Source organism: Rhizobium sp. YS-1r (genome assembly GCF_000757525.1).
Taxonomy (GTDB): Bacteria; Pseudomonadota; Alphaproteobacteria; order Rhizobiales; family Rhizobiaceae; genus Neorhizobium; species Neorhizobium petrolearium.
This window is the reverse complement of sequence record NZ_JPYQ01000006.1, coordinates 76,789-91,175: the sequence shown is the minus strand read 5'-3', so window position 1 is coordinate 91,175 and position 14,387 is coordinate 76,789. Positions and strand designations below refer to the sequence as shown.

The following is a 14,387-nucleotide window of genomic DNA, read 5'->3' as shown; positions in this document are numbered from 1 at the left end:
GGTGTCCCTGTTTGCGGTTCATATAGGACGCTTTTCCGTCGTCGTCACCTTGCCAAATAGGCAAAATCCATCGCATTTTGCGCTTTATGCGTCCCGCCACTCTCGATCCACTGTTCTCGCCCGTCGCTTCGCTTGCCGGCGTCGGGCCAAAGCTCGCCGACCTGATCGCGCTTGTTACCGGCCGCGAGGATGCGGACGATTGCCGTGTCATCGACCTCCTCTTCCACGCTCCCTATTCGCTGATCGATAGGCGCAACCGGCCGGGCATCGCCCTCGCGCCCCAAGGGGCGATCGTCACCATCGAAGGACGTGTCGATCGGCATCAGCCTCCGCCGCGCGGCAAGTCGAACTTGCCCTACCGTGTTTTTCTCCATGACGAGACGGGCGAACTGGCGCTGACCTTCTTCCATGCCAAAGGCAACTGGCTGGAGAAATCGCTGCCGATCGACGAGATGGTGATGGTGAGCGGCAAGGTAGACTGGTTCAACGGCCGCCCTTCCATGGTGCATCCGGATTTCATCGTGAAATCCTCAGAGGCCGAAAACCTGCCTTTGATCGAGCCTGTTTATCCGCTAACGGCAGGCCTGTCGCCCAAAGTGCTGCGCAGGGCGATCGACGGCGCCGTCGCACGTCTACCAACCCTGCCGGAATGGGCGGATGCAGCACTCACGCAGCGTCAAGGGTTTCCTTCCGTTGCGGAAGCCTTCAGGCGTCTGCACGATCCGCGCGATGAGACGGATATCGATCCGCAGTCGCCCGCCCGCCGTCGGCTTGCCTATGACGAGTTCCTGGCCGGCCAGGTGTCGCTCTCGCTGGTGCGCCAACGCCTTCGCAAGGTGCCGGGCCAGCCGATCCGGGTAAAGGGCGATCTATCCGCCAGGATCATAGCCTCCCTACCCTTCTCGCTGACACCGAGCCAGAAGCTGGCTGTCGATGATATTCTGAAGGATATGGCGGCTGATGAGCGCATGCTGCGGCTTCTACAGGGCGATGTCGGCGCCGGAAAGACGCTGGTTGCGCTGCTCGCCATGGCGGCGGCTGTCGAAGCCGGTGGTCAGGCCGTGCTCATGGCACCAACGGAAATCCTTGCCCGCCAACATTTCGCAACAATCTCCAAACTGGCCGGAGCGGCAGGCGTGACGGTCGAAGTCCTGACCGGGCGCACGAAAGGTCGAGAACGCGAGCAGATTGCCGAAAGAATCGCCTCCGGCGAAGCCCGGATCATTATCGGCACCCATGCACTCTTCCAGGATGCGATCAACTATCACAATTTGATGCTTGCCGTCGTGGACGAGCAGCACCGGTTTGGCGTGCATCAGCGTCTCCGGCTGACCGCCAAGGGTATCTCGCCCCACATGCTGGTGATGACCGCGACGCCGATCCCGCGCACTCTGGTGCTTGCCGCCTTCGGCGACATGGACGTTTCCAAGCTCACCGAGAAACCTGCCGGCCGCAAGCCGATCCAGACCGTCACCATCCCGACCGAACGGCTCGGCGAGATCGTCGCACGGCTGAGAAGGGCGATCGATGAAGGAAAGAAGGCTTATTGGATATGCCCACTGGTCGAGGAGTCGGATGTCTCCGACCTCATGTCGGCGGAGGAGCGGTATGCGGTGCTGGCGAAAGAGCTGGGCCGTGAGAATGTCGGGCTCATCCACGGCCGCATGAGCGGTCCGGAAAAGGATGCGGTCATGTCCGCATTCAAGAATGGCGAATTGCGTTTGCTGGTCGCGACTACCGTCGTGGAGGTGGGCGTCGACGTGCCGGATGCAACGATCATGGTGATCGAGCATGCGGAACGCTTCGGGCTTGCCCAACTCCATCAGTTGCGCGGTCGCGTCGGGCGCGGCGACGAAGCTTCCACCTGCATACTGCTCTACAAAGGGCCACTCAGCGAAACCGGACGCGCGCGGCTTTCGATCCTGCGCGACAGCGAGGACGGTTTCCTGATCGCCGAGGAGGATTTGCGCCTGCGTGGCGAAGGCGAGCTGCTCGGCACCCGCCAGTCCGGCACGCCGGGTTTCAGGATCGCCAGTCTCGAAGCGCATGCCGACCTCTTGGAGATCGCCCGCAAGGATGCAGCCTATCTGTTGGAACGTGACCCGGAATTGATGAGCGAACGCGGCCAGAACATGCGCGTGCTGCTCTATCTGCACCGTCGCGACGAGGCTATCCGTTTCCTGAGAGCGGGATAGATCAGCCTTGCGTTACCGGCGGAGGAAGAACTGCCGTGGGTACGCCTCTGGCAGGCTTATAGTCCGGCGCGATCAGCCCCCCGGAAATCAGCAGTTTCGCCCCCTCTTCCGGCGTCATGTCAAGCATGATGAGCTTGCTCTTCGGCACGAACATCAGGAAACCGGCTGTCGGCACCGGCGTCGGAGGCAGGAAGACGGCGACCATCTCCTCGCCATCCGCATTGAGCTTTGCCGCGATCTCTCCCTGTGCGTCACCGGAAATGAAAACCAGCGCCCACATGCCGGGGCTCGGGAATTCGATCAGCCCGCATTTCTTGAAGGAGGTCGACTGTTCCTTCAGCACCGTCTCCAGGATCTGCTTGACGCTCCTGTAGATCGTCCGGACGAGCGGCATGCGATGCAGGATCGACTCGCCGAAATTGACGATCGACCGCCCGATGAGGTTCTTGCCGAGGAAGCCGATGATAGTGATCAAGACGACCGCAATCACCAGACCCGTGCCGGGAATGGTGATATTGAAATAATATTGCGGGTCGTAGCGTTTCGGAATGTAAGGTGTGACCCAGCTATCCGCCCAGTCGATAAAGGTGAAGGTCAGCCATATGGTGATCGCGAGCGGCGCGCAGATGACGAGCCCCGTAAGGAAATTATTCCTGAGCCGGCCCGCCAGCGATATACGCTCTGGACTGTCGCTCATCCGGCTTCCCTGACCCATCTAAACATTGCAGCATTCATCGAGGCGACAATGCCGGATGCGATACTGCGTTGCAAGAAAAAGCCGCAGAGATCACTCGACAGTGACGGATTTCGCCAGGTTGCGCGGCTGATCGACATCCGTGCCCATGAAGACTGCCGTGTGATAGGCAAGCAACTGGATCGGCAGCGAAAAGATCATCGGCGCGATGATCTCGTCCACATTTGGCAGCGCAATGGTCGCCATGGTCGGCAGTTTCGAGGCGGCTGCCCCTTTCTCGTCGGTGATGAAGATGATCCTGCCACCGCGCGCCGCCACTTCCTGCATGTTGGAGACGGTCTTTTCGAAGAAACGATCGTGCGGCGCGATCACGATTACCGGCATGTTCTCGTCGATCAGCGCGATCGGCCCATGCTTCAGCTCGCCGGCGGCATAACCCTCCGCATGGATATAGGAGATTTCCTTGAGCTTCAGCGCACCTTCCATGGCAAGCGGAAAGCTCGTGCCGCGACCAAGATAAAGAACATCCTTGAAACGGGAGAGTTCACGAGACAGGCCCTCGATCTCGGGCTGGATGTCGTTCAACACCCGACTCATGATACGCGGCATCTCGGCAAGATGCTTGACCATCGCCTTTTCGTCGTCTGCATTCACGGTGCCACGGGCGCGACCGGCGCCGATCGCAAGTGCAGCCAGGACGGCCAACTGGCAAGTAAAGGCCTTGGTAGACGCGACGCCGATCTCCGGTCCGGCGAGGATCGGGAAGATCGCGTCCGCTTCGCGGGCAATGGTGGATTCCCTGACGTTCACCACCGCTCCGATCTTCAAGCCCTGATCCTTGCAGTAACGTAGCGAGGCCAGCGTATCCGCCGTCTCCCCGGACTGCGAGATGAACAATGCCGCCTGCGAGGGCGACAGCGGCAATTCGCGGTAACGGAATTCGGAGGCAACATCGATCTCGACGGGCAGGCGTGCATAACGCTCGAACCAGTATTTGCCGATCAGGCCCGAAAGATAGGCTGTACCGCAAGCGGCGATTGCCAGGCCGGAGACCTTGCCGAAATCGATCGCCGTATCGTTCTTCTTCACCGTATGAGCGGCAAAATCGATATAGTTGCCGAGCGCGTGAGAAATGATCTCAGGCTGCTCGTAGATCTCCTTCTCCATGAAATGGCGGTGGTTGCCCTTGTCCACCATGAAGGCGGTGGCTTGAGAAATCTGGCTCTGCCGCTTGAGCAGCTTGCCTTCGTAATCGATAATCTCGACACCTTTGTGGGTCATGATGGCGCAATCGCCATCCACCAGATAGGTGATCTCATTGGTGAAAGGCGACAACGCGATCGCGTCGGAGCCCAAAAACATCTCGCCCCGGCCATGGCCGATCGCCAGTGGCGGTCCGAAACGCGCAGCCATGATCGTGTCCGGATCGTCTTCGAACATCACGACGAGCGCATAGGCCCCGGAGACGCGGTTAAGCATGGCAAGCATGGCCTCGCGGTGATCCATGCCCTGGCGGGTGTATTTGGCGAGCAGATGCGCCACGACTTCCGTATCGGTCTGGCTCTCGAAGACGGCGCCTTCGGCAAGCAGTTCGTCCTTCAGTTCGGAAAAGTTCTCGATGATGCCGTTGTGGACGACGGCGACACCCGCGACGAAATGCGGATGCGCGTTGGTTTCATTCGGCACGCCATGGGTCGCCCAACGGGTGTGGGCAATACCGATCGTGCCGGGCAACGGTTCCGCATCGAGCTTCTTTTCAAGATTGAACAGCTTGCCCTCGGCCCGGCGGCGATCCATCCGGCCCTCGCAGATCGTCGCGATTCCGGCGGAATCATAACCGCGATATTCGAGCCGCCGAAGCGCATCAACCAAGCGTGATGCTACCGGCCCTCTTCCGACGATCCCGACAATCCCGCACATGGATGCTTATCTCCGCTTGGTTGAACCGCGTGAATTCCTATCCGATTACGCGTTTTGCGCAATCGGTTCAGTAGTCACTTTCGATGTCGGAAAGTAATGGTTGGCGGTTAAGGTGCTCTTGTTTATTTCGCTGCTTTTTTAGCGGCCTTGAAAGCAAGCGCACGCTCCCGGATCACTTTGGCACGCCCAGGCTTCATTTCCTGGCGTGCACGGCCAAGGGCCAGCGCATCGGCGGGCACGTCTTCGGTAATCACGCTGCCGGAGGCCACATAGGCGCCGTCGCCGATCGAAACCGGCGCTACCAGCGAAGAATTCGAGCCGATGAAGGCATTCGCGCCGATGCGGGTCACGTGCTTGTTCACACCGTCATAGTTGCAGGTGATGGCACCCGCGCCGATGTTCGAATGGGCCCCGACGAACGCATCGCCGATATAGGTCAGGTGATTGACCTTGGCTCCCTCGCCAATCTCGGCATTCTTGACCTCGCAGAAATTGCCGACCTTTGACTTGGAAAGCAACGTAGCGCCTGGCCGGAGGCGCGCAAACGGACCTATTTCCGCCCCCGCCCCGATATGGGCGCGCTCCATATGCGAAAAGGCATGAATGAGAGCCCCGGCCTCGACCTTCACGCCAGGTCCGAAAAAGACATTCGGCTCGATAAATGCGTCCTGGCCGATTTCGGTATCGTAGGAAAGGAAGACAGTCTCCGGCGCGACCATGGTGACGCCCGAGAGCATCAGTTCGTGGCGGCGGCGCTCCTGCCACAGCCTTTCAAGGGCGGCAAGCTCGGCGCGGTTGTTGCAGCCGGCGACCTCCGTTTCGGGTGCATCGACGGCCACCACCCTGCCGCCGTCAGCGCGCGCGATCTCGACCAGATCGGTAAGATAATATTCACCCTTGGCATTGTTGTTGCTGATTTTTTCGAGAAGCGACAGCGCCTTGCGGCCATCGATCGCCATCAAGCCGCTGTTGCACCAGGTGACCTTGCGTTCTTCCTCGCTTGCATCTTTCTCCTCGCGAATGGCGATGAGTTCGCCGTTTTCGACAAGGAGCCGACCGTAACCAGTCGGCTTGTCGGTATGAAAGCCGATCACCACGACATCCGCCCCGTCAGCAAGTCCTTCACGCGCCAGGGTAAAGGTCGCGGATGTCACCAGCGGCACGTCACCATAGGCAATCAACACATCGTCGTAGCCGTGAGCGATGGCATCTTTTGCTGTGAGGACCGCATGGCCCGTTCCGCGTCGTTCGGCCTGGAGAAAGGCCTCGACCGTAACGCCCTCGACAGCGCCCGCTTTGGCAACCGCATCCGCATCCCGGCCGACCACGAGCGCTGCGGCGGAAACGCCCGTCGATGCGACCGCGGCCATCACATGCGCGATCATCGGCCGACCGGCCACCGGATGCAGCACCTTTGACATCGATGACCTCATGCGTGTGCTATCGCCGGCGGCGAGGATGACGGCAAGGCAGGAACGGCTCATCGGGAATCTCCTTCATGCAATTGCCCGGCTTTTAGCAGCAAGACAGTTGAAGCGCGATAAACGGCTTGTGTGCAGCAGAAACAAAAAGGGCGCCCGAGGACGCCCTCCATGCTTCCCAAAAGGGAAGTGGATCAGACACTATTGAGGCAGCTTGTCGTCGACGCCTTCAACATAGAAATTCATGCCGAGCAAAACGCCATCCTGAGCCTTTTCGCCCGCAGCAAGCCAGGCAGTGCCGTCCTGCTTGTTGATCGGGCCGGTGAAGGGATGGAGTTCACCCGACTTGATCTTGGCTTCGGTCTCCTCGGCCATCGCCTTCACGTCGTCCGGCATGTTGGTATAGGGCGCCATGGTCAGGATGCCGTCCTTCAAGCCGTCCCAGATCTGTTCGGATTTCCAGGTGCCGTCGAGGAGTGCCTTGGTGCGCTTGATGTAATAGGCACCCCAGGTGTCTACGATCGCGGTGAGCTGGGTTTTCGGGCCGGCGGCGATCATGTCGGAAGCCTGCCCGAACGCCAGGATGCCTCGCTCGGCCGCGACCTGCATCGGAGCCGTCGTGTCGGTGTGCTGGGTCAGAATATCGACGCCCTGGTCGATGAGAGCCTTCGCAGCGTCGGCTTCCTTGCCGGGATCGAACCAGGTATTGGCCCAGACCACCTTCAGCTTGAAGTTCGGGTTGATCGACTTGGCGCCGAGCTCAAAGGCGTTGATGCCCATCACCACTTCCGGGATCGGGAAGGAAGCGATATAGCCTGCCAGCCCCTTCTTCGACATCTTCGCAGCGATCTGCCCCTGGATATAGCGACCTTCATAGAAGCGTGAGTTGTAGGTTGCGAGATTCGGAGCCGACTTGAAGCCGGTCGCATGTTCGAACTTCACGTCCGGAAACTTTTGAGCCACCTTGACGGTGGCGTCCATGAAGCCGAAAGACGTGGTAAAGACCATGGCGCAGCCGGACCGGGCCATACGCTCGATGGCGCGCTCGGCATCCGGGCCCTCCGGAACGTTTTCCAGGAAGGGCGTCTCGATCTTGTCATCGAGAGCCTTCTGGAGCTCCTGGCGGCCGAGGTCATGCGCCTGTGTCCACCCGCCGTCCGTCTTCGACCCGACGTAGATGAAACAGACCTTCTTCTTTTCCTGGGCCTGGGCGCCGGTCGAAAACCCGCCGAGCAAGGCGGCCGATGCGGCAAGGGCAATAATCAGTTTCTTCATTTCCGAACCTCTATTGGCTTGAAGACGTTTGTTTTTGCACCGCGGTCACCGGTCGGGGACAAAGGGTTTCCCGAGCGATGCCGGCGTATTGATGAGCGTCGTGCGGCGATTATGCGAGATGATGATCAGCACGACAATAGTGGCCGCATATGGAAGGGCGGACAGCAGTTGTGAAGGCAGGCCGACACCGAAGGCCTGCGCGTGCAATTGGCCAACCCCGACTGCACCGAAAAGATAACCGCCGGCAAGCACACGCCATGGCCTCCATGAGGCGAAGACGACGAGCGCCAATGCGATCCAGCCCCGGCCGGCAGACATGTTCTCCACCCATTGCGGCGTATAGACGAGCGAGAGCTGCGCTCCGGCAAGCCCGGCGCAGGCACCGCCGAACATGACCGCCAGATAGCGTGTGCGGATGACATTGATGCCCAGCGCATGAGCGGAGGCATGGCTGTCGCCGATTGCCCGGACCTGCAAGCCGGTGCGGCTCCTGAACAGGAACCAGTTGATGCCGATCACCAGCGCGATGGACAGATAGAAGATCAGGTCCTGGCTGAAGAGAACCCGGCCGACGAACGGAATATCCGAGAGCAGCGGGATGACGATCGGCGGCAGCTTGATGCCGGGCTGGCCGACGAACGCCTCGCCGATCTGGCCGGAAAGACCAAGCCCCAGAATGGTGAGTGCAAGGCCGGTCGCCACCTGGTTGGCAACGAGCGTCAGCGTCAGAAAGCCGAAGAGCAGCGAGAAAATCGCCCCGCCCAGAATGCCGGCAGGAATGCCGAGATGAGGCGAGCCGGTCAGTTGCGCGGCGGCGAAGGCGCAGACTGCGCCCATGATCATCATCCCTTCGACACCGAGGTTCAGCACGCCGGCGCGTTCCGTCACAAGCTCACCAAGCGACGCAATGACGAGCGGTGTCGATGCGGTGATGACGGTAAGGAGGATAGCCTCGAACATCAGGCCTTCACCTCCGCCGGTTTGGTGCCTGCAACGATCAGTCGAATTCTGTAGTGAATGAGCGTGTCACAGGAAAGTACGAAGAAAAGCAGCAGCCCTTGGAAAACGCGGCTGACCTTGTCCGAAATGCCGATCGAAAGCTGCGCCGCTTCGCCACCGAGATAAGTCAGCGCCAGCACAAGGCCCGAGGCGATAATGCCGAGCGGATTGAGGCGTCCGAGGAAGGCGACGATGATGGCGGTGAAGCCATAGCCGGGCGAGATGGTGGGCTGCACATGGCCGATCGAGCCTGACACTTCCGATATACCGGCAAGCCCCGCCAGAGCGCCGGAGAGCAGCATCGAAAACCACACCATGCGGCGAGCAGAAAAGCCGGCAAAGCGCCCTGCCCTTTCTGATTGACCGAGCACGGAAACTTCGAACCCTTTCAGCATGAAGCGCATCATGAACCAGAGCGCGACGGCTGCGATAATCGCGAAGACGAAGGCCCAATGGGCGCGGCCGGAGGAGAGTATTTCCGGCAGGACCGCCTCGACCTGAAAACTCTTGGTCTGCGGGAAGTTGTATCCCTGCGGGTCGCGCCACGGACCGCGTACCAACCAGTCGAGATAGAGCTGGGCGATATAGACCAGCATGAGGCTCGTCAGGATCTCGTTGGTGTTGAAGCGGGTCTTCAAGAGGGCCGGGATCCCGGCATAAAGCGCGCCGCCCGCCATTCCCATGATCAGCATGAGCGGCAGGATCATCGGTGAATGCCAGTCGGGATACAGGACCGGCAGGATCGAACCGGTAATCGCGCCGATGGTAAACTGGCCTTCTGCGCCAATGTTCCAATTGTTGGACCGGTAGCAGACCGCAAGCCCGACACCGATGAGGATGAGCGGCGCCGCCTTGGTCGCCAGTTCGTGCAGTGACCAGACTTCCAGCAGCGGCTCGACGAAATAAACGTAGAGTGCGTTAAGCGGGTTTTTTCCGAGCAGCCAGAACATGACCGCGCCGAAGATCAATGTGAGCGCCAGCGCAAGCAGCGGCGACAGGATCGAGAACAGCGTCGAGACGCGGGCGCGCTTTTCAAGCTCAATGCGCATGCGCCGCCTCCGGAATTGAATGGCTCTCGTGGATGCCACCCATCATGAGGCCGATGCGCTCGAGGCTGAGCGTTCCGGCCGGATACGCCGTGGACAACCTGCCTTCCGAGATTACGGCGATATTGGTCGCGACTTCGAAAATCTCGTCCAGATCCTGGCTGATAACAACAACGGCCGAGCCTGCCTTTGCCAAATCGATCAGCGCCTGGCGAATGCGGCTTGCCGCACCCGCATCGACACCCCAGGTCGGCTGATTGACGACCAGCATAGCCGGCTGACGGTCAAGCTCGCGCCCGACGATGAATTTCTGCAGATTGCCGCCGGAAAGCGAGCCCGCGAGCGGATCCTCACCGCTTTTTCTCACATCCATCGCCTCGCAGATGCGCCGCGTCGCCGAACGGATCGCATCGTGGCGGACGATTGCGGCCAAGCCTGCAGATAAAAATGCCTTCCTATCCGACTGACTGCGGGCGAGCAAAAGATTGTCGGAAAGCGGCATAGCCGGGACAGCCGCATGGCCATGGCGCTCCTCCGGCACGAAGCCGGCACCGAGCAGTCTGCGTCCGTTGATGCCGGTGTGGCCGACCGCCTTGCCGCGGATACGGATCGCCTCGTCTTCGGCGACGGGATATTCGCCCGACAGCGCATCGAAGAGTTCACCCTGGCCGTTGCCGGCGACGCCTGCGATCGCCAGCACCTCTCCGGCCCGCACCTTCATCGAGATATTCTTCAGCGAGACGGCAAAGGGCGTGCGCGCCGGCACCGAAAGATCGCTGACCTCGATGCAGGTATCCCCAAGCGGCGCTTCGCCATCCCGATGCACTTCGGCCACTTCGGAGCCGACCATCATGCGGGCGAGCGAGGCCGGCGTCTCCTGCTTCGGGTCGCAGGCGCCGGTAACCTTGCCGTGACGAAGCACGGTGGCACGGTCGCAGATGCGCCGCACCTCCTCCAGCCGATGGCTGATGTAGAGAACCGATCGACCTTCGGCCTTCAGCTTGAAAAGCGTCTCGAACAGACGATCAGCCTCCTGCGGCGTCAGAACCGAGGTCGGCTCGTCGAGGATGATCAGCTTGGGATTTTGCAGCAGGGCGCGAACGATCTCGATGCGCTGGCGCTCGCCGACGGAAAGGTCCGCCACATGCGCCTTGGGATCGAGCGGCAGACCATAGGCTTTCGAAAGCGACGCCGCTTCGTCGGAAATCCTCGACAGCGAAATTCTCGGGTCGAGCGACAGCGCGATGTTTTCGGCCACCGTCAGCGCCTCGAAAAGCGAGAAATGCTGGAAGACCATGCCGATGCCGAGATGGCGGGCTTCGCCAGGCGAAGCGATTGTCATTGGTGAGCCGTCCCAAAGGATCCGACCCGCGCTCGGTTGCAGCACGCCGAAAAGCATCTTGACCAGGGTGGATTTGCCGGCACCGTTTTCGCCGAGAAGCGCATGAATCTCGCCCGGCGCGATATCCAGATCGATCGCACTGCAGGCGGCGAAGCTGCCGAAAAGTTTGGTCAAACCTCGAACCGACAAGAGCGGAACGGTCGCCGGACCTTCGGATAACGTCACTGAACCCCCTGTTTCGCCTGTGTCCAACCTTCTTGCGAGGCTCGGCCGGCACGGCGGCGCATTGTTCTTTGAACGCTTCTCAAGCCTGATGCTGAGCGTTCTTTTGTCATATTGATACCGTTTTTGTTGCTTCGCACAACATCAAAGAAAAAGCACAAGAAGCAACGTCCAACTATTTCCCCAGATTGGGGAAAAGCTGCAGCGCGGCGCCGATGCAATAAAGGTAGATGCCACTCACGACGACGCCCCAGGCCACCCAGTCCGGCGTGGCGAAATGCAGGAGGAGTGCATAGCCACCCAGTGCGCACCAGACAAGGCAGACGGCGAGGTTGAATGGTCTCAAGCGTTTCACCCGCACCGGATGCAGGAAATTGATCGGCAGGAACGTGAGGATCACGGAGATTGAGACGACGATCAGCGCCGTCAACGCACTGGCATCGATAGCAAAAAGCGTGAAGATCACCATGTTCCAGACGACCGGGAAACCGGAGAAGAAATATTCCTCCGTCTTCATGCCCGTGTCGGCGTAATAGACGGCGCTTGATACGACGATCGCGCCGGCAGCGAAGAAGGACCAGGGCTCGCCGATCATGCCGCTCTGGTAGAGTGCGAAAGCCGGCAGCAGGACATAGGTCACGTAGTCGATGATATTGTCGAGTGTGTCGCCCGACCAGTTGGGCAGGACTTCCTTGACCCGCACCTTGCGGGCAATCGGTCCGTCGATACCGTCGACAAGCAGCGCAAGGCCGAGCCACCAGAACATGTCCACAAAGCGGTGTTCGGCTGCCGCGACAACACCCAGGAAGGCCAGGAACGAACCCGAAGCAGTTAGAAGATGAACCGAAAAGGCGCGCATTTCCGCATAAGGAACTTTCCGGTAGTTGAAGATTCGTCTGATCACGCCGCCAGTCCACCTCTCTCTCGTTGGGCTGGTATGCGGCCAATCAGCACGCTTTGCAACCTGCCAGCCCTACGCGGCGCGGATAAACCCTTGCTTTTTCTATGCTGCGCCGCGATGCCCCATGGATATGCACGCTTTGAAGTTCTAAATAGTTTCGTCAAGGATATTCGCAGATCAGGACAACGGAAATGCAGCATTTCGAGATCGCCGTGGTGGGCGGGGGGCTTGCCGGATCGCTTGCGGCCCTGGCTCTCGCGCGCGCCGGGCGCAAGGTAGCCCTCATTGCTCCCGTATCCGAAAAAGCAGACGAGCGCACGACGGCCCTGATGGACCAGTCGATCCGCTTCCTGGAACGGCTCGGCGTGTGGGATGATATTGCCCCCTCGGCGGCGGCCCTGTCCATCATGCAGATCATCGATGGCACGAAGCGGCTGCTGCGGGCGCCGACGACACAGTTCCGGGCACAGGATGTCGGCCTTTATGCCTTCGGCTACAACATCCCGAACAAGGCGCTGTCCGGGACGCTGGATGCAGCCGTCACCGCGGAACCGAACATCACCAAGATTACGCAGAGCGTTCAAACCGTGGATTATTCCGCCGAACGGGCAGCGATCACGCTTTCGGATGCCTCCACCATCACGGTCGATTTTATCGTGGGGGCCGATGGGCGGAAGTCAAAGACCCGCGACGCGGCCGGAATCGGCGTGCGCCGTTGGTCCTACAGCCAATCGGCACTGGTGCTGAATTTCGCCCATACGCTGCCGCACGGCAATGTCTCGACCGAATTCCACACGGAGACTGGACCTTTTACCCAGGTTCCGCTTCCGGGCCTTCGCTCCAGTCTTGTCTGGGTCGTGACGCCGAAGGAAGCTCAGCGCCTCGTCGCTCTGCCCGTCGAAGACCTGTCGCAGGCTATTGAAAATCGCATGCAGTCCATGCTCGGCAAGGTGACGGTGGAAGACACCCCGCAGATATGGCCGCTTTCAAGCCTGATGGCGGACCGTTTCGGCAAGGGGCGCCTAGCCCTGATCGGCGAAGCCGCGCATGCCTTCCCGCCGATCGGCGCGCAGGGCCTCAACCTGTCGCTGCGCGACGTGATCGCCCTTTCCGAGCTTCTCGCCCCCATCGGCGACCGGCCGATCCCGGCGGATGCAGGCGATCGTTTCAACCGGCGCCGGCGGCCGGACGTCATGAGCCGCACCTTCGGCGTCGACGTTCTCAACCGCTCTCTGCTGTCGGATTTCCTGCCCGTGCAGATGCTGCGTGCAGCCGGCCTGCATTTCCTCGGCAGCGCCCCGCCGCTCCGCAATCTGCTGATGCGCGAGGGAATCGAGCCTGGCCGCGGGTTCCGTGCCGTCCTTGACGCCTTAAGGAATGAGGTCCGGCGGTAGAATTCCAGCGTTGATGAGGTAGAGAAACACCGGCAAGGTCAGCACCGAGAGTACGGTGATGATCAGGATGCTCGCGGACGCCCTTTCCTGCCAGACGTGATATTGCTGGCTGATGACGAAAACGTTCGTCGCCGTCGGCAGCGCCGAAAGCAGGGTCGCCGAGTAGATCCAGACGGGATCGAAGTTGCCGATCAGCGACAGCACCACATAGGTCGTCATCGGCAGCATGGCCAGCTTGAAAACGGCGATATAGCCGATCTCCACGGGCACGCGGCGGATGGGCCTCAGCGCCAGCGTCACCCCCATGGCGAAGAGAGCGCAAGGGGCTGCCGCCTGCGCCAGATAATCGACCAGGCGCTGGAATGCCTCCGGCGGCCTGATCGCCAGGGCGGCAAAACAGAAGCCCAGCACGGTCGAGATGATGAACGGGTGCAATGCCACCCTTCGGGCAATGTCGGCCGCAACCCGGATCGCCGGGCGCCTGTCGTCCCCGGCGGCCGCCATCATGGCAGGCGCAACGATGAAATGCGCGGCATTCTCGAAGCAAACGATCAACGCCACCGGCACGGCGGCCGCTTCACCGAAGGCCAGCAGCGCCAGCCCCGGTCCCATGTAACCGATATTGCCATAGGCACCCGCAAACGATTGGATTGTGCAATCGGCGAAGGAATTGCGCCTGATGAAGAAGCCGATGAGAAAAAGAAGGAAGAAGATCAGATAGGTCGCGCCGATCTCGCCGAGAATGAAGTCGACCCGGGTCAACTGTTCGACCGGCGTGCGCGAGACGAGTTTGAAGAACAGCGCCGGAAGTGCTGCGTAGATGATGAAAGTGTTCATCCAGCCAAGCGCTTCGGCGGGCTGTTTGGTAACCTTGGCAGCGAGGTAACCGATGAAGATCAGCCCGAAGAAGGGCAACAGCATTGCAATAATGTCGGCCATCTTTGCCAGCCCAAGGTCCCGGGTCGCGTTGGAAGGAGA

Annotated in this window: 11 protein-coding genes; 2 read left to right on the top strand and 9 right to left on the bottom strand. The window is 60.5% G+C overall.

Annotation, left to right across the window (positions count from 1 at the left end; all coding sequences use genetic code 11):
- Nucleotides 1-86: 86 nt before the first annotated feature.
- On the top strand, nucleotides 87-2,195 hold the full coding sequence (gene recG, locus JL39_RS04855) for an ATP-dependent DNA helicase RecG (protein WP_037146854.1): 2,109 nt from the start codon (nucleotides 87-89) through the stop codon (nucleotides 2,193-2,195).
- A gap of 1 nt (nucleotide 2,196) precedes the next feature.
- Here recG and JL39_RS04850 read toward each other — a convergent pair whose 3' ends face one another.
- The 8 genes from JL39_RS04850 to pcsA all read right to left on the bottom strand — a co-directional run bounded on the left by JL39_RS04850 (nucleotide 2,197) and on the right by pcsA (nucleotide 12,018).
- Nucleotides 2,197-2,892, bottom strand: coding sequence for a DUF502 domain-containing protein (locus tag JL39_RS04850; protein ID WP_037146851.1), 696 nt, complete (start codon nucleotides 2,890-2,892; stop codon nucleotides 2,197-2,199).
- Between the two features lie 90 nt (nucleotides 2,893-2,982).
- Entirely contained in the window at nucleotides 2,983-4,809 is a 1,827-nt protein-coding gene (gene glmS / locus JL39_RS04845) for a glutamine--fructose-6-phosphate transaminase (isomerizing) (RefSeq protein WP_037146848.1), read from the bottom strand.
- A 122-nt stretch (nucleotides 4,810-4,931) separates the two neighbouring features.
- Nucleotides 4,932-6,293, bottom strand: a complete 1,362-nt coding sequence (gene glmU / locus JL39_RS04840) for a bifunctional UDP-N-acetylglucosamine diphosphorylase/glucosamine-1-phosphate N-acetyltransferase GlmU (protein ID WP_037146846.1) — start codon at nucleotides 6,291-6,293, stop codon at nucleotides 4,932-4,934.
- A gap of 138 nt (nucleotides 6,294-6,431) precedes the next feature.
- The gene (locus JL39_RS04835) at nucleotides 6,432-7,505 is read right to left on the bottom strand and encodes a BMP family ABC transporter substrate-binding protein (protein WP_037146844.1); all 1,074 of its coding nucleotides are present in this window, start codon (nucleotides 7,503-7,505) and stop codon (nucleotides 6,432-6,434) included.
- Between the two features lie 45 nt (nucleotides 7,506-7,550).
- Nucleotides 7,551-8,465 (bottom strand): ABC transporter permease, encoded by a 915-nt coding sequence (locus tag JL39_RS04830; protein ID WP_037146839.1) that lies wholly within the window; start codon nucleotides 8,463-8,465, stop codon nucleotides 7,551-7,553.
- Nucleotides 8,465-9,553, bottom strand: a complete 1,089-nt coding sequence (locus JL39_RS04825) for an ABC transporter permease (RefSeq protein ID WP_037146836.1) — start codon at nucleotides 9,551-9,553, stop codon at nucleotides 8,465-8,467. Before JL39_RS04825 ends, JL39_RS04830 begins: the two co-directional genes overlap by 1 nt.
- Nucleotides 9,543-11,117: an ABC transporter ATP-binding protein gene (locus JL39_RS04820; protein WP_037146833.1), complete on the bottom strand. Its 1,575-nt coding sequence runs from the start codon at nucleotides 11,115-11,117 to the stop codon at nucleotides 9,543-9,545. The genes JL39_RS04825 and JL39_RS04820 overlap by 11 nt, the downstream gene beginning before the upstream one ends.
- Nucleotides 11,118-11,289: 172 nt before the next feature.
- Nucleotides 11,290-12,018 carry a phosphatidylcholine synthase gene (gene pcsA, locus JL39_RS04815; protein ID WP_348270557.1) on the bottom strand — a complete coding sequence of 243 codons (729 nt, stop codon included), beginning with the start codon at nucleotides 12,016-12,018 and terminating at the stop codon, nucleotides 11,290-11,292.
- Nucleotides 12,019-12,206: 188 nt separating this feature from the next.
- Here pcsA and JL39_RS04810 point away from each other — a divergent pair, with 188 nt between their 5' ends.
- Entirely contained in the window at nucleotides 12,207-13,409 is a 1,203-nt protein-coding gene (locus JL39_RS04810) for a UbiH/UbiF family hydroxylase (RefSeq protein ID WP_037146829.1), read from the top strand.
- Here the strand turns inward: JL39_RS04810 and JL39_RS04805 are convergent.
- Nucleotides 13,386-14,348: an AEC family transporter gene (locus JL39_RS04805; protein WP_037146821.1), complete on the bottom strand. Its 963-nt coding sequence runs from the start codon at nucleotides 14,346-14,348 to the stop codon at nucleotides 13,386-13,388. The two genes, JL39_RS04810 and JL39_RS04805, sit on opposite strands and share 24 nt — an antisense overlap.
- Nucleotides 14,349-14,387: the final 39 nt, after the last annotated feature.